Here is a 22838-nt window from a genome sequence, read left to right as displayed (position 1 = left end):
GAAAGGGGCGGGTGGGAGGCCCTGCTCGCCCCTGCTCGGCCCGGCTCAGTGGGCTCGCCCCGCACGGCGTACGGCGAAGATCGTCGTGTCGTCGTCCAGGTGGCCGCCGGTGTGGGCGAGAACCCCCTCGTGGACGAGGCGGACCAGGGTGTCGGGCTCGGTGGCGCGCGGGTCCGCGGCGAGCGCGCCGGCGACGTACTCGCGGAGCGGGAAGAAGACGCCGCCGCCGTCGCGGGCCTCGGTCACGCCGTCGGTGACGAGGAGGAGGGTCTCGTCGGCGGCGAGCCGGACGGTGGACGGGCGGTGCGGCTGCGGCTCCAACTCGCCGAGCCCCAGCGGGAGTCCGTCGGGCAGGGGGAGGGGACGTACGCCGTCGGGGGAGACCAGGAGCGGGGGTTCGTGGCCGAAGTTGATGACGCCCACGGTGACCGCGTCGAGACCGGTGAGATCCGGCCCCCAGTCGGTGCGCTCGCTGCGCAGCTGGGGGAAGTCGAGGAGGACGGCGGTCGCGAAGCGCTCGGCGTCGGCGCGGCCGATGTGCGCGCAGTAGCGCACGTGCCGCACCATCCGGGTCTCCAGCCGCTCGGCCACGACCTCCGCTCCGGGCTCGTGGTACGCCGCCTCGCGGAACGTACCGAGCAGTACGGACGCCGCCTCCACCGCCGCGATCCCCTTGCCCTGGACGTCGCCGATGACGACGCGCGTGCCGTGGGGGCTCGGCTGGATGTCGTAGAAGTCGCCGCCGACACGGGCCTGGCTGTCGGCGGCGAGGTACACCTCGGCGTGGTCGAGTCCGCCGACGTCCGGGGGCAGCCGGCGCAGCAGGATACGGCTGGTGGTGTCGATGATCGCCCGCATGTGCAGCATCCGCTCCTGGCCCCGCAGCCGTACCGTGCAGGCCAGCACGGACAGCAGCCCGCCCAGGGCGACGAGGATGAAGTCGGGCAGTCCGGTGCGGTACTCACGCGCCCCGGAGTCGTCGCCGAGGACGTACAGGAACATCGCCAGGCCGGCGAACACCCCCGTCGTCCACACCTGGCAGACGGCCGCGGCGATGCCCGGCACGAGCACCAGCCACGAGATGACCCGGAAGTCGCCGCCGGTCGCCCAGTCGAGCAGCGGCACGGCGCAGAGCACCACCAGCGGCGGAAGCCAGGCGATGCTGCGCCCGCGGACCCGCAGCAGCTGCTGCCGCTCGACGAGGTCCGGCTCCCGGCGACGCACACGCGGCATCGGCACCCGCATCCGGATCCGCATGAGCCACAGCCAAACACGGCGGTACGGGCCTCGCATCCCGACTTGCCAGGGGTCCCTCTCAGGTGTGCCCTGGTATCGGGGCGGAGGGAAGAGAGGAGTCCTCCCATGGCTCAAGCGGCACCCACACCGGGCAGGCGGCCGGGCACACCCGTACCGAGGACGTCGGCCGTACCGGGCGCACCGGCGTCGAGGACCCCGAGCACGCCGTACACCCCGGACATCTTCGACGAGCGCACCCACACCGTCACGCGCTGGGTCCTGCCCATGCTCCTCGGCCTCGTCTACGGCTACTGGGCGGCGGCCAACAACCGCAGCGGCGGCCCCATCACCGGCTGGAACGTCCTCTTCGGCTTCGGGACCGCGATCGTCTTCGCGGCGCTCTACCTCGCCGTACAGGCCGTCGCACCCCGCCTGCGCCGCGAGCGGCACGCCCTGCTCTGGGCCGCCTTCGCGGGCTGCGCCTTCGGGTTCCTGTACCAGCAGGCGGGCCACACCGTGGTGCGCTCCACGCTCATGGCGCTCGGCATCGCGGCGGGGGTGTTCGCGGTGGCGTTCTACCGGTACTACACGCACGAGGACGCGGCGGGGCGCCGGGTGGGGTGATCACACACTGTTGGGTGGGCCGCCCCGTTCGGCTTGTCCTGTGGGGCCATTCGCAGGCATGCGGGCCGTGAGCGCTCGCGCGGGCGCGGCCGGGGGACTTGCCTGAAGAGGTGTTCCCACGTCGCGCTCGCGGCCCTCTGTCCGCCGTACTGACCCTGCTCGCCTGCCTGCTGGCGCCGATGGGCGCGCTGGCCACGTGGGCGACGTACGAGATCGCGGACCGGGGCCGGTACGAGGCGGTCGTGGCGCCGTTGGCGGCCGACCCGGACGTACGGGAGGCGCTCGCGGACGCGGTCGCCGCCGGGATTCTGCGGGAGGTGCGGGTGGGGCCGCCGTTGCGGGAGCCGCTCCGGGACTTCACGCACGAGGCGGCGCGCTCCTTCACGCAGACGGAGGCGTTCCGTACGGCGTGGCACGCGGCGAACCGGGCGGCGCACGACGCGGTGCTGCGGGCGGTACGGGGAGGGGGCGCCGACGGCGGTACCGCTGGCGGCGAGCCGCGTCCGGTGACGCTCGACCTCGCGCCGGTCGGCGAGCGGGTCAAGCGTCAACTCGTCCGCGACCACGTGCCGTTCGCCCATCGCATCCCGGTCGCGCACACCGAGATCGAGGTGCTGTCGGCCGGGGAACTGGTCCAACTTCGGAAGGGGTATCGCGTGCTCGAAGTCGCCGCGTTCTGGCTCCCGGTCGGTGCGCTCGTACTGGCCGCCGGGGGCATCCTCGTCGCCACCCGCCGCCGCCGAGCCGTCTGCGCGGTCGGCCTCGGCACGGCCCTGGGCGGCGCCCTTCTCGGCCTGGCCGTAGCCCTGGGCCGCCACCTCACCCTCACGGACCTCCCCCCCGACGTCTCCCCCGCCGCGGCGACCGCCGTCTACGACACCCTCACCACCACCCTCCGCACAGTGACCTGGGCCCTCCTGACCCTGGGCCTGACAGTGGCCGCGGCGGCCTGGCTCACGGGCCGCTCCGAGCGACATCGGCAAGCACCCGCAACGCCCCCGCCAACTCCGACAGAGAAACCGAAGCAAGCCCAAGCCTGACGCAACTGGCCGCGGGAGCCACCGCGCCTCGCGTTCCTGCGGCGCCACCGCCGTCCCCTCGCGTTCCTGCGTCGTCGCCACCCCCTGCCGTTGCTGCGGGCAATCGTGCCGCTGGGGCGATGGGGGTCCCCCCGCTCATGGGGGTCCCCCCGCTCGAGCGCAGCCGAGAGTGGGGGAGAAGCCGAGGGTGGGGGAGGGTGGGCGCAGGCGGCACCCTTTCAGCGCCGGCAAGCGCACCCGCCCCCCGCCCGGCACCAGCCGCCGGGCCACTGACAGCCGAACCTCGCCCAGCCCCCACCGCCGGGCCACTGACAGCCACCCTTCGCCCGGTCCCCACCACCGGCACGCTGAACTCCACCCCCGACGTCACCGCCACCCCCCGCGCAGCCGCCGCCGCGCAGAACATGTCGGCCCGCCAAGGCTCCGGCAGCTCCCACCACGCGTAGTAGGCCCGCGCATCCCCCCGTACGACGAACCCGGCGAGATGCTCGCCGACCAGCCGCTGCCGAGCCGCCGCATCGTCCCGCTTCGCCGCGACCAACCGCCCGACCGTCCCGTCCCCGATCCACCGCACCCCGGCCTCCAGGGCGAACCTCCCCGCGGTCCATCCCCCGGAACGCAACGCGGCCGCCATCACCTCGCCCCGCCCCTCCGGCACCACCACGAACCCCACCGTCAGCCCCGGCGCCACCCGCTTGGACAGCCCATCGACGACGTACACCCGCTCCGGCGCGTACGCGGCCAACGGCAACTCACCGGCATCCCCCAGAAAGGACCAGATCCGATCCTCGATCACCGGCAGGTCCAACTCCCGCACCACGCCGGCCAGTTCCCCCCGCCGCCCCGCCCCCATCGTCACCGACGTCGGATTGTGCAACGTCGGCTGCACATACACCGCCGACAACGGCGCCGCCCGATGCGCCGCGGCAACCGCCTCCGCCCGCATCCCCTCCCCGTCCGTCGCGAGCGGCACGAGCGTCACCCCCAACCGCCCGGCGATCTCCTTGACCAGCGGATACGTAAGGGACTCCACGCCGACCCGCCCCCCTGGCCGTACGAGGTGGGCGAGGGCCCCCGCGATGGCCTGCCGGGCGTTCCCGGCGAAGAGGAACCGCTCCGGGGCCGGCCGCCACCCCGGTACGGCGAGCAACCCGGCCGCCGCCTCCCGCGCGGCGGCCGTACCCGTCGCAGGCGCCGTACGCAACGCATCCCCCAGCACATCCACCCGCAGCAACGGCGCGAGCCCAGCCGCCAACAGCTCCGACTGGCCAGGCACGGCAGGGTAGTTGAGCTCCAGATTCACCGGCGCCGACGAGGCCGGCTCCGCCAGCGCCCACCCCGCCGACACAGGCGGCGCCGCCCGTACGAACGTCCCACGCCCGACCTCCCCCACCACCAGCCCGCGCCGCACCAACACCCCGTACACCCGCCCGGCCGTAGACCCGGCGATCCCACGCCGCCGCGCGAACACCCGCTGCGGCGGCAACCGCTCGCCGGGCTTCAACCGCCCGGCGACGATGTCGTCCGCGATGCGATCGGCGATACGCCGATAGTCAGCCCCACTCACGCCCGACTGCCTCCCCCTCGACATTGCACCGAGGGCAAAGATCTTATTGCGCCGAGGAGTTGAGGAACCCTAGGGTCGAACACATGGCACCCTTCCTCGCATACGAGGACAAAGGAGACGTCACGTCGGACGCGTCCCCCTTGGTCCTCATCCACGGCCACCCCTTCGACCGCACGATGTGGCACCCCCAGATCACCGAGTTCGCCGCCTCCCGCCGAGTCATAGCCCCCGACCTGCGCGGCTACGGCGAGTCCCCGGTCATCCCCGGCATCACCCCGCTCTCGACGTTCGCCGAGGACGTCGCGGCGCTATTGGACGATCTCGCCGTCACCGACTTCGTCCTCGCGGGCCTGTCCATGGGCGGCCAGATAGCGATGGAGTGCTACCGACAGTTCCCACACCGAATCCGAGGTCTCGTCCTCGCCGACACCTTCCCGGCCGCCGAAACGCCAGAGGGCAAGCGAACCCGGAACGCGATGGCGGACCGCCTCCTACAGGAGGGAATGACCGGCTACGCGGACGAGGTCCTGTACAAAATGATCGCCCCGTACGCGGACGCCGAAGTCACAGCGCACGTGCACCGCATGATGACCACCACCGCCCCCGAGGGCGCGGCGGCAGCCCTGCGCGGCCGAGCGGAACGCCCCGACTACCGCGACCTCCTCACAACGGTCACCGTCCCCGCCCTGGTCGTCGTAGGCGCGGACGACGACTACACCCCCGTAGCGGACGCCGAGGCCATGCACACGGCCCTCCCCGACTCCACCCTCAAGATCATCGAAGGCGCGGCCCACCTGCCGAACCTGGAACGCCCGAAAGACTTCGACAAGGCCCTGGCGGACTACCTGACAAAGATCGACTCACATCACCGGCATCACTGACGCGTCACCCATTCGGCCCACACCACATGCGCCCCTCCTCGCGCGGCGCGAACCTGCGGATGAGTTGTCCGTCCGTTCGAGAACGTTCGAGGAGGCCCTCATGTCCCAGTTCCAGCACAGCACCACCCCGCGCGAGACCCCCCGGTCCGAGCAGACCGTCTCGACACCGACCCCGTCCTACGCGAGGCACCCCGGTTCGGCCTGGGCCCTCGGCGGCACGGTCTTCGCCGGTGTCCTCATGATGGTCGGCGGCATCATGAGCATCCTCAACGGCATCGCGGGGATCGCCACGGACACCGTGTACGCCCCCATCGGCAACTACGTCTTCGAGTTCAGCCTCACCACCTGGGGCTGGATCCACCTCGTCATGGGCGTCATCGTCACCGTCACCGGCTGGGGCATCCTCCAGGGCAAGGACTGGGCCCGCGGCCTGGGCATAGCCTTCGCGTCCCTCTTCGCCATCGAGTACTTCATGTTCCTCCCCTACGCCCCCGTCTGGTCCGTCATCGCGATCGCCGTAGCCGTCTTCGTGATGTGGTCCCTGGCCACGTCCCACGATCACGAACGCACGTCCTAGACAAGCGACCCGGGTGCGGGTGCCCCCTCCGCCGGTGGTCGTCCGTCTGACCGGAAGGGGTGTCCGGCGGGGTCCCGCCGACCTGGAAGCCGAAGGGCATCATCGGGCGCTGCTCCCCGTCGGCCGGAGGCCACACCGGAACCCGATGGCCGCCCACCTACTGGAACACGAACAACGGTCCCTGTGGAGAGGCGGCGACGATGGCCGTTCCCGGCTCCTCGTGTCCGACGTGTCCGATGTGCCAACCAAGGAGCTCGGCGCAGAACTTCGCCAAGCCACCAGGGTCCGGCGCTTAGATCGTCGTTCCCCACCACATGCCACCGGTTCGAGATCTCATCCCGGCAGCCTGCCTCATGCTCACGTTCCTGTCGCGGGATAGATGAACGAGTCCAAGGGATGAGTGCGGACCGCCTCCTGGGGTGCCAGGAGTACGGGGCTTCCGTCGGCACCCGCAGGGCTCGCTGCGGTGGATGACCACGGCGCCGGTCGGGGGCGCAGGGCTGAGCGGTCCGTAGCGGTGTCAGACCTGGGGCGCGGACGGGGTGGTCTGCGCGGTGCCAGGAACGGGGCGGCCACTGCCCAGGCGCTGGCTGATCCGGCTCATCGCCTGGGACATGCGGGATGGGAAGGCGTCATGGTCGGGGATGGTCACCGGCCGCACGCGTCCGTTGTGGATGGCGGAGATCCGCCATCCCTGTTCGGTGCGGACGACCACGAGGGTCTGCCGGGACAGGCGTCGCTTGGGCAGCTTGGAGCGCCAGGGCATCAGTACCGATGCCGTGCCGTGGACGATGGCGACGTCTGCGGTGATCTGGCGGATCGCCTCCAGGTCGCCGACGAGTGCTGAGCCGGCCAGCACGCCGCGGAAGAGCCGGTCGTGGTTGTCCTGGAGGGCCGGTCGGCCGGTCGCGTGGGTGCCGTCGTAGGAGACGTAGTCGGCGTCGGCGGTGAAGCAGGCGCCGAAGGCGACGGCGTCGTTGTCGGTCCACGCCTGCATGAACCGCTTGAACAACTGCGTGATCTGCTCGTCGCTGGTGGCCATGACGTCCTCCCGGAGCTATCATTTCGACTGTCGAATCTTACGCTAACAGAAAGCTTCGAATGTCGAAAGATGATGGTGTGAGCGAGGTCGCCGTGCGGATGAGGCTGCTCCAGCAGAGCTTCGACGCCTTCGACGAGTCGGCCGCGGCCCGGCTGGGGCTGAACCGCACCGACCTGCGCTGCCTGGACCTGATCCTGGCCAAGGACCCGATGGCGGCCGGAGAGCTCACCACCGCGGCCAAGCTCAGCCCGGCGGCGACGACAACCGCCATCGACCGCCTCGAACGAGCGGGCTTCGTCACCCGCAGCCGGGACGCCGCCAACCGGCGGCGGGTTCTGGTCGCCGCCACCGAGGCTGCCCGCGCTGCCGAGCGCGAGGTGTACGGCCCCCTCGGCGAGGCCGGAACGTCGGCGCTCCGGCGCTACGGCGAAGAACAGCTCGCCGTGATCATCGACTTCCTGGAGACAGCCCGCCGGGTCCAGGAAGAGCAGACAGCGCGCCTCAAGAAGCTGCCGGTCCGTGAATGAACGCGGGCATCGATGGGCTTCAGCACGTCCAGCCCGCCGCCTGCGAATCGGCTGCGCACACGTGGCGAGGGCGTCCGGAGTCAGTGTGTGACGACCTACCTGGACACCCTCGCGACCGCGCTCTACGTGAAGATCGACGACCTGCTGAAAGCAGCATCATGCAGGCCCTGCTCGCTGCTGAGCCCGCGCTCGTCCGGGACAGGCCGGGCCAGACCTTGCTTGCCGACAAGAACTACTACGGCCGGGAGTTCGAGCGGCAGTTGGCGCACCTGGGCGTCGAGCTGCTGCGGCAGTTGATCGAGTCGGTCAATGACACACTCAAGGGCCAGTTGGACCCGGAACAGCACGGCGAGTGCACCCCCGGCGGCGTCGCCGTCCGCATCTTGCAACGACTCCTCGCACTGACTGCCGCCATCTCGCACAACCACAAGGCAGGCGCACCGGTCATCCGATCACTGACCGCCTACGACCACTGACCTTGGACTCGTGCATCTAGTCGAAGGCCGCGTGACATCGACACGGTTGGCGAAACCCGAAGGCACGTACCGATTGGCGAATCTGTCACAGCGACACGCCGCAAACAGGGCAGACCGCTGAGACAGATCCGCCAATTGGTGCCTGCAGCCTGAATTCGCCACCAGCGTCCCCCAAGAAGACACTGAGGACACCCACACCCGCGACGGCGGCCCGGGGGAACCGTCATGAGCCCACGCACCGTGTATCGCCACGTCCCGCAGACCATCCGGCACTCTCCGGAAGGCGGGGTGATCTACTGCTCGTGCTGGACGAACCCGAGCTGGGCCTGCATCCGTTCGCGCTCACTGTCCTGGCGGGAGCTGTTCCGTTCGGCGTCCACGCGCAGCCAGGTTCTCGCCGCCACTCAGTCCGTCACCCTGCTCGACCAGTTCGAGCTCGGCGAACTCGTCGTCACCGATCGTGTGGACGGCTCGACGCAGCTCCACCGCCCCGGCCCGGATGTCCTCAAGGCTCCGCCGTCCCAGGTTGTGTACACATGGGACACTTGGTACCTCCGGTTCATGACGCAGATGCCCATAGAGTCCATCCGTGACGTGCGTGCCCATCTGGCCGAGGTGGTCGAGCGAGCCGACCGGGGCGACGTGCCCACGGTCATTACCCGGCGGGGCAAGGAAGTGGCTGCCGTCGTGTCGATCGAGGTGCTGCGCAGGTACCAGGAGTGGGAAGAGCGCGAGATCAACCGGATCATCGACGAGCGGATGGCCAGTCCGGCGGCAGGTGTCCCGATTGAGGACGTCATGAGGGAGACGCTGGCACGCAGTGAATGAACACAGCGTGAGTGAGTACCGCGCCGTCTTGCGGCCCGAGGCTCAGGCCGAGCTCCGCAAGATTCCCCGCGGCATGGCGCTCCGCATCCTTGCCAAGCTGACCGAGCTGGAGACCGACCCGCTCGGCTTCAACACCACCGCACTCGTCTCCCAGCCGGACCGGCGTCGGCTGCGCGTCGGCGACTACCGCGTGGTTTACACGAACGACAACGGTGAACTCGTGGTGTGGGCCATCCACGTCGGACACCGTTCCACGGTCTACGACACCTGATGCCAACGGCCGCACATCCTGTCGGCTCGCTCCCGCACACCCACCCACCTCGGGCGCCCGGTCGCGTGGCCCGCCCCGCGGACGTCGCTCCCTTGCTGCCCGACGAGGACGAAGAGCCGTGAACCCAACGACGTCGACGCGGACGGTATCGGACTCCACGGATTCCACGTGCGGCCCCCGCACGGACCGGATCCCGCCGGATCCCGCCGATAGGGAAACCGATGAGGAAACCGATGAGGAAGCAGACCTGAGAGGGCCGTAGCGGTGACGGGCCTCAGCGCCTCATGCCCAAGGCAGGCTCTTGCGCATCCTCGAGCAGGAAGGTCTCGTCCTCCCCGAAGTCCGGGGCCTGGAAGGGGTTCGTCGCCGGAGGCGGCGATGCTGCGGTGGAACGGCGGGACTGTCCTTCCGGAGCGGAGAACAGCGATGTCGAATCGATGAGGGGTCTCTCTTTCGTTACAGGTCGTCGCAGGTCGTTGTAGGGGCCTGGCGTGCCCTGACCGGGCACGGCGGTCCTACAGCTTGGTCATCTTGGCGTACGGGCTCAAGATCCGCATTTGCGCCGAGCCGAAATCGACGAGAGCCGCGATTCCGTCCTCGATGCCGATCACCCGGCCGAGACCGTACATGTCGTGTGTCACCTGGTCACCCACAGCGAAGTGCTTGGGAACCGGTGCGACCGGAGCCTTGAAGGGGCTCGTGGGCAAATGACGCTTCGGTGCAGCAGGCTTAGTCATTGCCCCCAGTATGCGCCCACGTGCATCCCTTTCGCTGTGGCCGTGCACACAGACGTGAGCACCACGACACCAACTCGTGACCAGTCGTGACCACTCGTAACCCCGACCCCGCGCAACCTTCGCCCCACCCACGCCGTCATTAGGAGGAAGTACCGAAGACCCCGGATGCGAGTGGAGAGGCCGGACCGTGGAGAGCACGACCATCGAGCGGCCGGTGCCGGAGTCGGCGGCGCGGCGGAGGACGCATGGCGGCAAGAAGGGGTTTGCCGTTCTGTTTCTGCTCGGCGTGAGTGTGGTCGTCGGCTGTCGGGTCGCCGACGTCGACGGGTTTACCCCGGTTCCCCAGCTCCTCGCCTTCCTGCCGTGGCTGCTCGTCCCCACCGGGCTCGCCCTGCTGCTGTCCGCTCTGGCCCGTTCCTGGGTCGGGCTGACCTGGGGTGTCGTGCTGCTCGGGGCGCTCGCCTGGTACATCGAGCCGTACGGGAAGGCGCCCCAGGCGGAGGGGACGCCGCTCGCGCAGGTGAGGGTGATGACGTCCAATGTGCAGTTCGGGCACGGCACCGACGCCCTCATCAGGGCCGTGGACCGCGACCGCCCCGACATCGTGTTCGTCGAGGAGTGCCAGGCCACCTGCATGGCCGACCTCCGTGACACCTTCGGCGACCTCAGCGGCGAGGCCCCGGCCTACCCGTATCGCCAGGCCGTCGAGGGTTACGGGTCCGACGGCTCCGTCATCCTGAGTCGCTTCCCTCTCAAGGCCGCCGACCCCATCCCCGCCACCATGGGCATGCCCGGCGCCGTCGCCGACGTCGAGGGCAACCCCGTACGGCTGCGGCTGGCGCACCCCATGCCGCCGTTGCCGGGGCAGCTCGACACCTGGCGGCGGGAGCTGGGCGCGCTGCGCGCGTACGCGGCGGCGGACACCCGGACCCCGACGATCATCGCCGGGGACTTCAACGCCACCCAGGACCACGCGGCCTTCCGCGCCCTCCTCGACACCGGTCTCAGCGACGCCGCCCGGCTGGTCGGGGAGGACCGCACCCCGACCTGGCCCTCCCGCACGACCCCCACCATCGGCGCCCAGATCGACCATGTCCTCGTCTCCGCGCAGGACTTCTCCGCCCGCGAGGTCCACATCCGGGAACTGGGCGGCACCGACCACAACGCGGTCACCGTCGACCTCACGCTGCACGAGCGGAAGTGACCGCACCGGGTCCGGCGCGCCGTCCGCCGCGATAATGGCCCCATGTCCCGCCCGTTCCCCATCGGCCTCACCCCACCCGACTGGCTGGTGCGGAACCTCCGACCGCAGCAGGCGCCCGTCAACCGGCCCGCCGTCGTGCGCGCCGCGATCGCGCTGACCCTGCCGCTCGCCCTCGGCCTCGCCTTCGACCGGCCCGTGTACGGCGCCCTCGCCTCCATGGGCGCCCTCTCCGGAGTCATCAGCGACACGGCGGACGCGTACCGCATGCGGCTGCTGAGCATCGCGGTCCCGCAACTGTTCGCCGCCGTCGGCATCACCCTCGGTTCACTGGTATACGGGCACGGCTGGGTCACCGTCGGCGCGCTCACCGGGCTCGCGCTGGTCTCCGGGATGATCTCGACGATCGGCGCCGTGGCCTCCGTGTCGGGCCTCCTCCTGCTCCTCAACTCGGTCGTGGGCGCGGGCCTGCCCCTGCCGGGCGACTGGTGGCTGGCCCCGCTCCTGATGACCGGCGGCGGCCTCCTCGTCCTCGTCCAGGCCCTCCTCGCCTGGCCGCTCAGGGCCGGCGTACCGGAACGGGCCGCCGTCGCGGAGACGTACCGCAAGGTCGCCGACCTGTTCACGGTCACCGCCGACACCGCGGAGGCCTACGACGAGGCCCGCCACGCCGTCACCCAGTCCCTCAACCAGTCCTACGACCTCGTCCTCGGCCGCCGCGCCCGCCACCACGGCCGCAGCCCCGAACTCGTCCGGCTCCTCGCCCAGCTGAACGCGATCACCCCGCTCGTGGAGGCCGCCCCCGCCGTACGCCTCTCCGCCCGGCCGTTGCCCGCCGGGATCCCGACCGCCGTACGCCATCTCGCGGAGGCGGTCGAGACCGGGTACTCGGGGCCGCTGGGGCTGCGGCTGCCCGAGCCCGGCAGCAGCGGCAGCGGCAGCGGGATCGGGCGGGCCGTCGACCAGGCGCTGCGGCACGCCGCCGACGTCGTCAGCGAGAAGTCCCCGGACGCGCTGGGGGGCGCCTACACCGTCGACCGCCGCGGCCGCTACGCCCCGCTGCGCGTACGCGCCGCCCGCGCCGCCCGCGACGTCGCCCTCTCCGCCGCCTCCTGGCGCTACGGCCTGCGCCTCGCCCTGTGCATCGGCCTCGCCCAGGCCCTCGTGTCGCTGATCGCCGTGCCGCGCTCGTACTGGGTCGCGCTGACCATCACCTTCGTACTGAAGCCGGACTTCGGTTCCGTCTTCTCCCGGGCGCTGCTGCGGGCCCTCGGCACGGTCGTGGGTCTGGTGGTGGCGGCCGGGGTGCTGGCGGAGGTGCCGCGCGGGTGGTGGGACGTACCCGTGATGCTGCTCCTCGCGCCGCTCGTTCCCGTGTTCACACCTCGCGGCTACGGCTATCAGACCGCCGCCATCACCCCGGTGATCCTCCTCCTCTCCGACACCCTCAACCGCGAGGGCACCGACCTGCTGCTGCCCCGCCTCGTCGACTCCCTCATGGGCTGCGCGATCGCGCTCGTCGCCGGGTATCTGCTGTGGCCGGAGAGCTGGCACGCCCGCGTCGGCGACCGGCTGGCCGACGCGGTCGCCGACACGGCCGCGTACGTGGAGCGCGCCTTCGGGGAGGCCACCGGGGACCCTTCCGACCGCGCCCGGATGCGGCGCCGGCTCTACCGGGACCTCTCCGCGGTCCGTACGGAGTTCCAGCGGGCGCTGACCGAGCCGCCGCCCACCGGGAGCCGGGCCGCCGCCTGGTGGCCGCTGGTGGTGGCCGTCGAGCGGATCGTGGACGCGACGACCGCCGCGCGGGTACGGGTCAAACAGGGCGCCGCGCCGCCGTCCACCGCCGAGGTGGACCAAATCGCCCTCCAGCTGCGGGAGTTGGCGTGGGGGCTGCGGGAAACGGACGTCCTCTACGAGGTCAGGTCCGATCTGAGCGGGCCGCAGGGGAGTGTGCTGGAGCCGCTGTGGCAGGAAGTGGCGGCGGCACGGGCGATCACGTCACCGCACTGACGTCAGCATCAGCACATCACCCTCAAACCGATATCAACACATCCCGGTCAACTCGCCGCAAACGCCGAATCGTTACGTCGTCCCCGTGCGAGTGACGGAAGGCGAGTCCATAGCCCGGAAGGGGCAATGATCCCCTTGTCCGCCCTATTCACCTTCTTTCTGACAAGGGGATGTTCGCCATGCGGCGTACCGCAACCGTCCTGCTCGGAACCCTCGCCCTCGCCGGCGTCATGACCCCGGCCGCCACCGCGGCGGTGCCGGACCCGACCGCCGCCGTCACCTGTCTCGCCGAGACACCGGCCGCCGCGACGGAGCTCGCGGCGGACCCGGCCGCCCTCGTCGACCCCGCCGCCCTGCTGGACCCGGCCGCCGCCCCGGGCGCGAGCTGCCTGGCCGCCCCCTGATTCATGGCTGAGGGCCGCCTTCCCGATGGGGAAGGCGGCCCTCAGCCATGAATCAGTCATGCATCAGGGAAGCTGCCCCCGATCAGACGCCGATGTCGCAGCCGTCCGCGCGCCACACCGCGACGACCGCCGGGCGGACGTACGTGCCCGGACCGTCGGGCCAGGTGCTCTTCGGGTTCTCGACGGTGGCGCCATCGATCTCGCCCGGGTGCTGCACCGCGACCAGAACCCGGCGGTCCGTGATGATCGGGCCGCAGGTCTCGGCACCGCTCGGCACGGTCAGGAACTGCTTCAGCTCACCGCGCCGCTCGCCACGCGTGGCGACACCGAACAGACCGTCGTGCGAACCGAGCTGGGCACCGTCGGTGGAGATCCACAGGTTGCCGTACGGGTCGAAGGCGACGTTGTCCGGGCAGGAGATCGGGCTGACGCTGTCCTTCGGGAAGCCCGCGAAGTAGGTCGCCGGGTCGTTCGGGTCGCCCGCGACGAGGAAGAGCAGCCAGGCGAACTTGGTGCTCTCGGGCCGGTTCCAGCGCTCGGTGAGCTCCAGGACCTGGCCGTGCTTGTTGGCGTTGCGCGGGTTGGCCTCGTCGGCGGGCGCGAAGCCCGTCTTGCCGCGGTTGGAGTTGTTGGTGAGGGCGACGTAGACCTTGCCGGTGACCGGGTTGGGCTCGATGTCCTCGGGACGGTCCATCTTCGTGGCGCCGACCTTGTCACCGGCGAGCCGCGTGAAGACGAAGACCTCGTCGGCCGTCATGCCCTCGACGTGCGAGACGGCGCCCTTGGCGGTCGCGGTGGCCAGCGGGATCCACTCGCCGCTGCCGTCGAACTCGCCGTCGCTCGGCAGCTTGCCCGTGCCGTCGATCTCGATCGCCGGGGAGTCACCGGTGAGCTTGGCGACGTAGAGGGTGCCCTCGTCGAGCAGCGAGAGGTTGTGCTCGCGTACGGCCCGCGAGCTGCCCTTCTTCATCCGCTTGCTGCTGACGAACTTGTAGAAGTAGTCGAAGCGCTCGTCGTCACCGGAGTAGACGACGGGACGGCCGTCGCGGGTGAGCCGTACGGTCGCGCCCTCGTGCTTGAAGCGGCCGATGGCGGTGTGCTTGCGGGGCGTCGAGGTCGGGTCGTACGGGTCGAGCTCGACGATGTACCCGAAGCGGTGCACCTCGTTGGGCTCCTGGGCGACGTCGAACCGCTTGTCGAACCGCTCCCACTTGCGCTCGGTGGCGCCGGTGCCGATGCCGTACCGCTTGTCGGTCGCCCGGCTGCTGTTGGCGAAGTACTGGTTGAAGTTCTCCTCGCCGTGCAGCGTGGTGCCCCACGGAGTGGTGCCGCCGGCGCAGTTGTTGAGGGTGCCGTAGACCTTGGTGCCGGTCGGGTCGGCGGAGGTCTTGAGGAGGTCCGAGCCGGCGGCGGGGCCGGTCAGCTTGAACTCGGTGGTGGCGGTGATGCGCCGGTTGAGGTGGTGCCGGGGCACCGGGGTGAGCTTGCCGGTGCGGCGGTCCTCCTCGACCACGACGGCGGAGAAACCGTGGGCGGCCCACGCGATCTCGACCTGGTCACGGGTCGGGTTGGCGGCGTCGTAGCCGCGGAACATGAGCACCTCGTCGGTGTACTCGTGGTTCGCGACGAGGAGCTTGCGGCCGCGCTCACCGGGGAGCGGGAGCAGGGCGAGGAAGTCGCAGTTGTACCCGAACTGGCCCGCCTGCGCCTTGGCGGTCTGGTTCTCCGGGTCGAAGGCGGGGGCGCCGCGCAGGATGGGCTCGCCCCAGCGGATGACGACGTTCTGCTTGTAGCCGTCCGGGACGGTCACGGCGTCGGTGGTGTTCGGCGCGACGGCGGTGAACCGGAGGCCTCGGGCGCCCTTGGGCTTGGTGGACGCCTTCGTGGTGGTGGCCTCGGTGGCCCCGGTGGCAGCGGCGGCGGGCATCGCCGCACCGAGCGTCGTCGCCGTACCGGCCGCGGTGGCCACGGAGACGACGGCGGCGGCTCTCATCACCGAGCGGCGGCTGAGCGCGCTCGCGATGACATCACCCACGTACTCGTTGGTGCTGGTGTTCGGGACCTCGTGGAAGCAGGCGTCACCACAGCGGAACCGACAGGTCATGGCGGACCGGCCGCCGGAATGCGAGCCGATCATGGGCAGCAGCTTGCGCACAGCGCGCTCCTTGCTCGTCTTATGTTTATGTGCCTTTTTGGTGTGAGCGCGACGTTAGGGGCGCGTGTGTTCGAGGGCAAGGCTGGAAGGTGAATACGGGGTGAACCTGCGGCTGTTGAGGCGGTGTTGACAGCGCGGTGTGGCAGAGATAGTGAAACCCCCTGCCCCACCCCAAGATCGCCACAGTCGGCCGCTAACCTTACGTGTCCGTCCTGGCCAGGGATTGACGGGCTTCAACTCACGCGAAGGGTTGCGCACATGGGCATTCTCTCTCTCCTGCGGAACGCGTTCAGCCGCTCACGCAAGGGGCGGGACTCGGTTCCTTCGCAGGAGGCTTCCCTGCGGGGTTCCCTGCCGGAGGCCGAGCCGAGGGTTCCGGCCCCGGCGGCCGAGCCCGAGCCGACGACTGCGGAGACGGCCGCCTCACCGTCCGCCGAGCCCAAGCCGGCTTCGTCCGTCGCCGACGAGCTCGTCTCCGCGGCCTTCGACAACGTGTCGGTGCCCAAGGCGCGGGGTGAGGAGGGGGCGGAGTCCGAGGCCGAGGCCGAGCCGGCGGTTGTGGCGCCGGTGGCCGAGGCGGAGCCGGTCGCCGAGCCCGAGGCGGCGGCTGCCGCGCCGGTGGCCGAGCCCGACCCGGTGGTCGAGCCTGAGCCGACGCCGGAACCGGTGGTGTCCGCCGAGCCCGAGCCTGTGAAGGCGGAGGCCGAGGTGGTCGCGGAGGCCGAGGCTGCGGCGTCGACGACCGAGGTAGCGGAGGAGAAGGCGGAGGCCGAGGCGGCGGTTGTGGCGCCGGTGGTCGAGGCGGAGCCTGAGGTCGTTTCCGAGGCCGAGACCGCCACGGTCGCGGCGAAGGAGGCCGAGCCGGTCGCCGAGGTCGTTCCCGAGGCCGAGGCCGAGCCGGTCGTCGAGAGCGCTGTCGCGGAGGCGCCGGAACCCGCTGTCGAGCCCGAGCCCGAGCCCGAGACCGTCGCCGAGCCGGAGGCTGTGGTCGCCGTCGAGCCCGAGCCGCAGGTCCAGCCGGAGCCCGAAGCCGTGAAGGCACCGGAGCCGGAGGTTACGCCGGAACCGGAACCGGAACCGGAACCGGAACCGGAACCGGAAGCGGAAGCGGAAGCGGAATCAGAGCCGAAGCCGGAGCCGGAGCCCGTGGCTGCCACCGTGGAATCCTCCGTGACCGAAGAGGCCCCCGAACCCGCAGTCGCCGACGGTGGTCAGCCCCCGCAGGAGGCACCCGTAGCCGACGACGAAAGCGGTACGGGTGGTGCGGGTGGGACAACGGAAAAGGCCGAAGGCGGAGCCGAGGCCGATAAGGCGGCCACGGCCACCCCCGCGGCCACGGCCACCCCCACCGCACGCCTCCGCACCCGCGCCCCCGGCCTCTCCGCCGCGTACAAGGCCGCCGGTGCCGTACTCAAGAAGCGGGACCTGACCGGCGCCCGGGCGAAGGTGTACCTCGTCCTCGACCGCTCCGCGTCGATGCGCCCGTACTACAAGGACGGCTCCGCCCAGGCCCTCGGCGAGCAGACCCTCGCCCTCGCCGCCCACCTGGACCCGGAGGCCACGGTTCCCGTCGTGTTCTTCTCGACCGAACTGGACGGCACCGGCGAGCTCACCCTCACCGAGCACGAGAACAAGGTCGACGACCTGCACAACGGCCTCGGCCGCATGGGCCGTACCAGCTACCACGTGGCCGTAGAAGAGGTCCTCGCCCAGCACCAGAAGTCGGCCGACCCCACGTCCCCCGCCCTGGTCGTCTTCCAGACGGACGGCGCCCCGGACGCGAAGACCCCCGCCACCCAGGCCCTCACGGACGCCGCGAAGAACCACCCCTCCGTCCACTTCGCCTTCATCGCCTTCGGCGCCCCGGAGAACAAGGCCTTCGACTACCTCCGCAAGCTGAAGTCGGACAACACCTCCCACTTCCTCGCCGGCGAAACCCCCCGCGAGCTCACGGACGCCGAGGTCTACGAGGGCATCCTGGCCACCTGGCGCCCGTAACCCGGAGCCCGTACCCGGAGCCCGTACCCGGAGCCCGTACCCGGCCCTCGCGCCCCGTGCCGCCCGCTTCCCACCCCGCAAAAGGGGAGGCGGGCGGCACACCCATGTCGGCTAGGATTTCAAGACTCACGAAAACGACCGACCTGGGAGCATCCCCCGATGGCTCGACACCTCATCACCAGCGCCCTTCCGTACATCAACGGGATCAAGCACCTGGGCAACATGGTGGGGTCCATGCTCCCGGCGGATGTGTACTCGCGGTACCTGCGGCAGCGCGGCCACGATGTCCTCTACATCTGCGCGACCGACGAGCACGGGACCCCGGCCGAGCTGGCGGCGAAGGAGCAGGGGCTCCCGGTCGACGAGTTCTGCGCGCAGGCGCATGACGCGCAGAAGGCGGTGTACGACGGGTTCGCGCTGGCCTTCGACTACTTCGGGCGGAGTTCCAGCCCGCAGAACGTGGAGATCACCCAGCACTTCGCGCGGAAGCTCAAGGAGAACGGGTTCATCGAGGAGCGGGCGATCCGGCAGGTGTACTCGCCCGCCGACGGCCGGTTCCTTCCGGACCGGTATGTCGAGGGCACCTGTCCGCACTGCGGCTACGACAAGGCCCGCGGCGACCAGTGCGAGAACTGCACCCGTGTCCTCGACCCGACGGACCTGATCGACCCGCGCTCGGCGATCTCCGGTTCGACCGACCTTGAGGTCCGCGAGACCAAGCACCTCTTCCTCCTCCAGTCCAAGCTCCAGCACGAGGTCGAGGCCTGGGTCGCGGCGCACGAGGAGGAGTGGCCGCATCTGTCGTCCTCGATCGCCCGCAAGTGGCTGAACGAGGGACTGCACGACCGCGCCATCACCCGTGACCTGGACTGGGGCGTGCCGGTGCCGGCCGACACCTGGCCGGAGCTGGCGGCCGAGGGCAAGGTCTTCTACGTGTGGTTCGACGCGCCGATCGAGTACATCGGCTCGACGAAGGAGTGGTCGGACCAGGACCCGGAGAACCGCGACTGGAAGTCGTGGTGGTACGACGTCGACACCGACGTCCGGTACACGCAGTTCATGGCCAAGGACAACGTCCCGTTCCACACGGTGATGTTCCCGGCCACCGAGCTGGGCATCCGGGAGCCGTGGAAGAAGGTCGACTACGTCAAGTCCTTCAACTGGCTGACGTACTACGGCGGGAAGTTCTCCACGTCGCAGAAGCGGGGCGTCTTCACCGACCAGGCCCTCGACATCCTGCCCGCCGACTACTGGCGGTACTTCCTCATCGCCAACGCCCCCGAGTCGGACGACTCGTCCTTCACCTGGGAGCACTTCACCGCCACGGTCAACAAGGACCTCGCCGACACCCTCGGCAACTTCGTCAACCGTGTCCTGTCCTTCTCCCGCAAGCGCTTCGGCGACGAGGTCCCGGCGGGTTCGGCGGCCGGCGAGGCGGAGGCGAAGCTGGGCGAGGAGATCGCCCGCCTCCTCGCCGAGTACGAGTCACAGATGGAGTCCCTCCAGTTCCGCAAGGCGGCGGCCGCGCTGCGCGCCCTGTGGTCGGCGGGCAACTCCTACCTGGAGGAGAAGGCCCCCTGGCTGGAGATCAAGACCGACCAGGACGGCGCCGCCCTCACCCTCCGCACCGCCATGAACCTCATCCACCTCTACTCGGTGGTCTCCGAGCCGTTCATCCCGGCCTCCTCGGCCGCCATGCGCACCGCCTTCGCCCTCCCGGACGACACCGCCACCTGGGTCACGGCGGACGAGGCCAAGGCCTTGGCCTTCGTCCCGGCCGGTACCCCGTTCACCGTCCCGCCGGTCCTCTTCGCCAAGCTGACGGAGGACGACCTGGAGGCGTACAAGGAGCGCTTCGGCGGCGAGCCGGCGTAGTAACTCTCAGGCTTCGAAAAGAAGACCGGGACGCCGGACCCCGCTTGATATATCTACTTCAGGCGTATATCAAGCGGGTCTCGCGGGAGGCCACATGTCCAGGACTCTGGTCGACATCGACGACGACATGCTGGCCTTCGCCCAGCAGCAGCTCGGAACCAAGACCAAGCGGGACACCATCAACCGCGCATTGACGATAGCGGCAGCGATCAGCGCGGATGACCGGGCCCGAGCGTTGCGCTGGCTCCAGGAGAACGCCGACGCGTTCCTCGACTTCGACGTCCTCGAAGAGCGGGAGCGTTCCGGACTGTGACCTACCTCGCCGACACCTCCGCCGTCTGGCGGCTGCTACGCCGCCAGATCGGCGCCCCTTGGCCCGACCGCGTGGCGCGCGGCCTCGTCGCCGTCTGCCCGCCGGTCGAAGCCGAGCTGATGCCGGGTCTTCGGGCCGACCGCGACTACGAGCCGTTCTTCACCATGCTCGGCCAGACCTTCGGCTCGGTGCCCGCGCTCGACGACCCATGGCCGAAGATCATCGCCGTGCAGAGGGACCTGGTGAGCATCGGACACCATCGCGGACCTTCACCCATCGACATCCTGATCGCGCTCACCGCCGAACACCACCGCCTGACCGTGCTCCACATGGACGACGACTTCACCGCCATCGCGAAAGTCCGCCCCGACCTGTCGATGGTCCGAGCACAGCCGGATACCGGCTGACCCGGTTGTCTGCCGGATGACCACGAGCCCCGCGCTCGGTGAACAACCGACGCTGACACGAAAAGTTGAGTGAGTGTGCTGGTCAGGCCGCCGAACAGACAACTCTGCCGCTGAAGTCCCAGATGTATTTCCGACTGGGGAGTAGCGCGCCGTAGTGGGGAGGCAACCCCGTGCACCCGGGTGTGCGTCTCCCGGGGCATGGCACTGTTCGGAAACGCGCACACCGTCAATCCCGGCAAGGCCCAGCAGGACTACGCGCGGCTGCTGGGGCACGGGGAGCAGGTTCACGCCGCGTTCCTGCTGATCCGCGACACCATCCTGTTCACCGACCGCCGGCTGATCCTGATCGACAAGCAGGGGCTGACCGGCAAGAAGGTGGAGTACCACTCCGTCCCGTACCGCAGCATCACGCACTTCTCGGTCGAGACGGCCGGTCACTTCGACCTCGACGCCGAGCTCAAGATCTGGCTCTCCGGGACTCATGAACCGATCGAGAAGACCTTCACCAAGGGCGTGGACATCTACGAGGTCCAGGCGATTCTCACGCAGTTCGTGGCCCGGTAAACCACCCGATGAGCTGCCCGGAGCCCGGGAAGCCGTCCGCTCCCCGGGCCCCTCTGCACTGCCCCGGACCCTTCCTGTCCAGGACGTTTCCCGGTCCCGGCTCCCTCCAAGGACCCGGACCAGGAGTCTGTTGCGCCGGTTACTTCAGCAGGCCGGCGCCGGCGCCCGTCGTGCCGGTGCCCGTCAGCTCCGTCAGCAGGTTCTTGACGGAGGTCTGGAGGCCCGCCGTCAGGGCCGGCTTCCAGTTGACCGTGGTCTTGAGCTTCTTGGAGCCGGCGGCGTTGTACGCGGCGACGAGGTCGGTCTCGGTGCCGTTGACGAGGTTGCCGCCGCCGGCGACCGAGCCCGTGCCGTCGCCGCTGAGCAGCTTGGCGACCTTGGCGCCGGCCGGGATCTTCCAGACGTTGCGCTCGGCGACGACCTGGGCCTTGGCGCGGGAGTCGAGGCTGTACTTGGGGGCGTAGCCGTTGACCGTGGTGGTGTCGTAGACGTTGTTGTAGAGGTGGATCTGGCCGATGCGGGCCAGCGGGGCGCGCTGGACGATGCCCTTCCAGAGGTTGTGGTGGATGGTGACGCGCAGCTTGCCCGTGCTGTCGGAGTCGCTGCTGCCGATCAGCATCGTCTTGTCGTGGCAGTCGAAGGTGTTGCGCTCGACGGTCACCAGGTCGGAGCCGTTCGTGATGTCGAGGGCGCCGTCGTGGATCTGGTATTTGCGGCCGAAGTACGTCTTCAGCGACTTGTCGAAGGTGGGCGCGTCGGTGAACGTGTTGTGGTCGGCCCACACGTTGGTCGCGCCGCGCAGGCTCACCGAGTCGTAGTTGGAGTTCCACTCGCCGGACGAGCCGTCGGTCGGGTCCCACTGGGGGAAGCAGTCCTCGGTGGCGGCGAACGTCAGGTTGCGGACGATGACGTTCTTGACGTTCTGGACCAGGACGCTGCCGCCCTTGATGCCTGCGTTGGTGCCGGGGACGCCCACGATGGTGGTGTTGGACGGCACGCGGAAGACGATGTTCTTCTTCTGCTTGTCGGCGGCGGCCTTGCGCGCGGTCTCCTGCGTGCCCGACGGGGCCTTCTTGCCGTACGTCGCGGGGTCGTACGCCTTGAGGTACGCGGAGAGCGAGTAGCCGGTGCCGGAGGCGTAGTCGGCGCAGGTCAGCTTCTTGCCCGCGTCGCTCGTGTTGGCGTCGATCGTGCCCTTGATCTTGATGATCCGCGGGGTGGTGTCGGTCTGGGAGCCCAGCGCCTTCACCAGCTGCGCGCGGGTGGAGACCGTGAAGGTGTGCGCCGCCTCGGCCTTCGCACCGCCGGTCGTGCCGGAGCCGGAGGCCGCCCAGCCGTCCTTGGCGGGCAGCACCTGGTGGTACAGGTCCACGGCGGCGGGGTCGGCGTTGGCGTTCATCACGAGGACGCCGGCGCCCACACCGGCGGCCACGGCGGCGGCGGTGACCACGAGGGTGCGGCGCGTGCGGAGGGACCGGCGGTGGGACGGGCGCGGAGAGGCAGATGCCACGGATGAGTCCTTACGTAACGTACGTCGTTCGGAGAGCACGTGATTTGGGGTGCACGTGGTTCTTGTGGAGCCCTCGTGAAGGGGGTTCCGACTCATCTGTGGTCGCGGGTTCGGGAAAGGTTGCCGCCAACTTCCTTCTCTGTCAGGGCTTCTGAGCCGGGGTCAGCTACGGCTGGTCTCCTGGGTCAGCCGAGGTTCGACTTGACGTGGCTGATGACCTGCTCGAATTCCTTGCGGGGCGAGAAGTCCACGTACTCGCAGTCCTCCAGCGCTTCCGGTGCGTGACCGGGCGGCCAGTAGAAGGCCTCGCCCTCCTGGTAGGTCTTGTCGCCCTCCTTGGTGTGCATCACCAGTCGGCCCTTGAACATGTAGCCCCAGTGGGGGACCTGGCACAGACCCTCGGGCTCGTCCTTGAGGGCGGGCCGCATGTCCGTGCCCTTGGGGAGGCGGACGAAGGCGACGTCCGTGTCGCCGCCGATGTCCTGCATCCGCAGTTCGACGCCGCCACCCTCGATCTCGACGGGTACATCCGTCCGCGCGACTGCCGTCATGTTTCCTCCATGACCGAATCACCGCGGGGCCTCGGGAATCT

21 protein-coding genes and 2 pseudogenes are annotated in these 22838 nt (G+C 70.0%); 16 read left to right on the top strand and 7 right to left on the bottom strand.

The window, feature by feature from the left end:
* Positions 1-45: 45 nt before the first annotated feature.
* On the bottom strand, positions 46-1257 hold the full coding sequence (locus tag F3T56_RS05690; RefSeq protein WP_246203419.1) for a PP2C family protein-serine/threonine phosphatase: 1212 nt from the start codon (positions 1255-1257) through the stop codon (positions 46-48).
* 105 nt (positions 1258-1362) lie between these two features.
* On the opposite strand from F3T56_RS05690, the gene F3T56_RS05685 reads away from it, so the two are divergent.
* Both F3T56_RS05685 and F3T56_RS05680 read left to right on the top strand, forming a co-directional pair.
* Positions 1363-1860, top strand: a complete 498-nt coding sequence (locus tag F3T56_RS05685) for a hypothetical protein (protein ID WP_149823575.1) — start codon at positions 1363-1365, stop codon at positions 1858-1860.
* Positions 1861-1970: 110 nt separating this feature from the next.
* Positions 1971-2900 (top strand): hypothetical protein, encoded by a 930-nt coding sequence (locus F3T56_RS05680; protein WP_246203418.1) that lies wholly within the window; start codon positions 1971-1973, stop codon positions 2898-2900.
* Positions 2901-3243: 343 nt separating this feature from the next.
* Here the strand turns inward: F3T56_RS05680 and F3T56_RS05675 are convergent.
* Positions 3244-4491 (bottom strand): annotated as a pseudogene (locus F3T56_RS05675) (aminotransferase-like domain-containing protein); the annotation flags it as partial.
* A 59-nt stretch (positions 4492-4550) separates the two neighbouring features.
* On the opposite strand from F3T56_RS05675, the gene F3T56_RS05670 reads away from it, so the two are divergent.
* Together F3T56_RS05670 and F3T56_RS05665 are read left to right on the top strand one after the other, a co-directional pair.
* The gene (locus F3T56_RS05670) at positions 4551-5348 is read left to right on the top strand and encodes an alpha/beta fold hydrolase (RefSeq protein WP_149823573.1); all 798 of its coding nucleotides are present in this window, start codon (positions 4551-4553) and stop codon (positions 5346-5348) included.
* 100 nt (positions 5349-5448) lie between these two features.
* Positions 5449-5925, top strand: coding sequence for a DUF7144 family membrane protein (locus F3T56_RS05665; RefSeq protein WP_149823572.1), 477 nt, complete (start codon positions 5449-5451; stop codon positions 5923-5925).
* Between the two features lie 520 nt (positions 5926-6445).
* Here F3T56_RS05665 and F3T56_RS05655 read toward each other — a convergent pair.
* A complete protein-coding gene (locus tag F3T56_RS05655) occupies positions 6446-6967 on the bottom strand; it encodes an SgcJ/EcaC family oxidoreductase (protein ID WP_149823571.1) in 522 nt (173 codons plus the stop codon).
* A gap of 77 nt (positions 6968-7044) precedes the next feature.
* On the opposite strand from F3T56_RS05655, the gene F3T56_RS05650 reads away from it, so the two are divergent.
* From F3T56_RS05650 to F3T56_RS05630, 4 genes and pseudogenes are all read left to right on the top strand, one after another.
* Positions 7045-7494, top strand: coding sequence for a MarR family winged helix-turn-helix transcriptional regulator (locus F3T56_RS05650; protein WP_216372924.1), 450 nt, complete (start codon positions 7045-7047; stop codon positions 7492-7494).
* Positions 7495-7694: 200 nt separating this feature from the next.
* Positions 7695-7970 (top strand): annotated as a pseudogene (locus F3T56_RS05645) (IS982 family transposase); the annotation flags it as partial.
* 561 nt (positions 7971-8531) lie between these two features.
* The gene (locus F3T56_RS05635; protein WP_149823593.1) at positions 8532-8798 is read left to right on the top strand and encodes a type II toxin-antitoxin system Phd/YefM family antitoxin; all 267 of its coding nucleotides are present in this window, start codon (positions 8532-8534) and stop codon (positions 8796-8798) included.
* Between the two features lie 7 nt (positions 8799-8805).
* Positions 8806-9069 (top strand): type II toxin-antitoxin system RelE family toxin, encoded by a 264-nt coding sequence (locus tag F3T56_RS05630; RefSeq protein WP_149823568.1) that lies wholly within the window; start codon positions 8806-8808, stop codon positions 9067-9069.
* A 515-nt stretch (positions 9070-9584) separates the two neighbouring features.
* Here F3T56_RS05630 and F3T56_RS05620 read toward each other — a convergent pair.
* Positions 9585-9806 (bottom strand): hypothetical protein, encoded by a 222-nt coding sequence (locus F3T56_RS05620; protein WP_149823567.1) that lies wholly within the window; start codon positions 9804-9806, stop codon positions 9585-9587.
* Positions 9807-9993: 187 nt separating this feature from the next.
* Here F3T56_RS05620 and F3T56_RS05615 point away from each other — a divergent pair, with 187 nt between their 5' ends.
* The 3 genes from F3T56_RS05615 to F3T56_RS05605 all read left to right on the top strand — a co-directional run bounded on the left by F3T56_RS05615 (position 9994) and on the right by F3T56_RS05605 (position 13424).
* Positions 9994-11010 carry an endonuclease/exonuclease/phosphatase family protein gene (locus F3T56_RS05615; protein ID WP_149823566.1) on the top strand — a complete coding sequence of 339 codons (1017 nt, stop codon included), beginning with the start codon at positions 9994-9996 and terminating at the stop codon, positions 11008-11010.
* Between the two features lie 42 nt (positions 11011-11052).
* A complete protein-coding gene (locus tag F3T56_RS05610; RefSeq protein ID WP_149823565.1) occupies positions 11053-13020 on the top strand; it encodes an FUSC family protein in 1968 nt (655 codons plus the stop codon).
* 179 nt (positions 13021-13199) lie between these two features.
* Positions 13200-13424, top strand: a complete 225-nt coding sequence (locus F3T56_RS05605; protein ID WP_149823564.1) for a hypothetical protein — start codon at positions 13200-13202, stop codon at positions 13422-13424.
* 82 nt (positions 13425-13506) lie between these two features.
* Here F3T56_RS05605 and F3T56_RS05600 read toward each other — a convergent pair whose 3' ends face one another.
* Positions 13507-15579 carry a PhoX family protein gene (locus tag F3T56_RS05600; RefSeq protein WP_149823563.1) on the bottom strand — a complete coding sequence of 691 codons (2073 nt, stop codon included), beginning with the start codon at positions 15577-15579 and terminating at the stop codon, positions 13507-13509.
* Positions 15580-15837: 258 nt separating this feature from the next.
* On the opposite strand from F3T56_RS05600, the gene F3T56_RS05595 reads away from it, so the two are divergent.
* The 5 genes from F3T56_RS05595 (at position 15838) to F3T56_RS05575 (ending at position 20736) form a co-directional block, all read left to right on the top strand.
* The gene (locus F3T56_RS05595) at positions 15838-17577 is read left to right on the top strand and encodes a VWA domain-containing protein (protein WP_149823562.1); all 1740 of its coding nucleotides are present in this window, start codon (positions 15838-15840) and stop codon (positions 17575-17577) included.
* A gap of 159 nt (positions 17578-17736) precedes the next feature.
* The gene (gene metG / locus F3T56_RS05590; protein ID WP_149823561.1) at positions 17737-19452 is read left to right on the top strand and encodes a methionine--tRNA ligase; all 1716 of its coding nucleotides are present in this window, start codon (positions 17737-17739) and stop codon (positions 19450-19452) included.
* Between the two features lie 94 nt (positions 19453-19546).
* Positions 19547-19765 (top strand): type II toxin-antitoxin system VapB family antitoxin, encoded by a 219-nt coding sequence (locus F3T56_RS05585; protein WP_149823560.1) that lies wholly within the window; start codon positions 19547-19549, stop codon positions 19763-19765.
* Complete coding sequence (locus F3T56_RS05580) at positions 19762-20172, top strand: PIN domain-containing protein (protein WP_149823559.1); 411 nt, start codon at positions 19762-19764, stop codon at positions 20170-20172. The genes F3T56_RS05585 and F3T56_RS05580 overlap by 4 nt, the downstream gene beginning before the upstream one ends.
* Before the next feature lie 198 nt (positions 20173-20370).
* Positions 20371-20736: a PH domain-containing protein gene (locus F3T56_RS05575; protein ID WP_149823558.1), complete on the top strand. Its 366-nt coding sequence runs from the start codon at positions 20371-20373 to the stop codon at positions 20734-20736.
* A 139-nt stretch (positions 20737-20875) separates the two neighbouring features.
* On the opposite strand, the gene F3T56_RS05570 is transcribed toward F3T56_RS05575, so the two are convergent.
* Both F3T56_RS05570 and F3T56_RS05565 read right to left on the bottom strand, forming a co-directional pair.
* The gene (locus F3T56_RS05570; protein ID WP_149823557.1) at positions 20876-22246 is read right to left on the bottom strand and encodes a pectate lyase family protein; all 1371 of its coding nucleotides are present in this window, start codon (positions 22244-22246) and stop codon (positions 20876-20878) included.
* A 185-nt stretch (positions 22247-22431) separates the two neighbouring features.
* Complete coding sequence (locus F3T56_RS05565) at positions 22432-22797, bottom strand: cupin domain-containing protein (RefSeq protein WP_149823556.1); 366 nt, start codon at positions 22795-22797, stop codon at positions 22432-22434.
* Positions 22798-22838 lie beyond the last annotated feature (41 nt).

This window comes from Streptomyces tailanensis (assembly GCF_008386495.1).
Taxonomy (GTDB): Bacteria; Actinomycetota; Actinomycetes; order Streptomycetales; family Streptomycetaceae; genus Streptomyces; species Streptomyces tailanensis.
The sequence above is the reverse complement of the archived record's forward strand: the minus strand, read 5'-3'. Positions and strand labels throughout refer to the sequence as shown.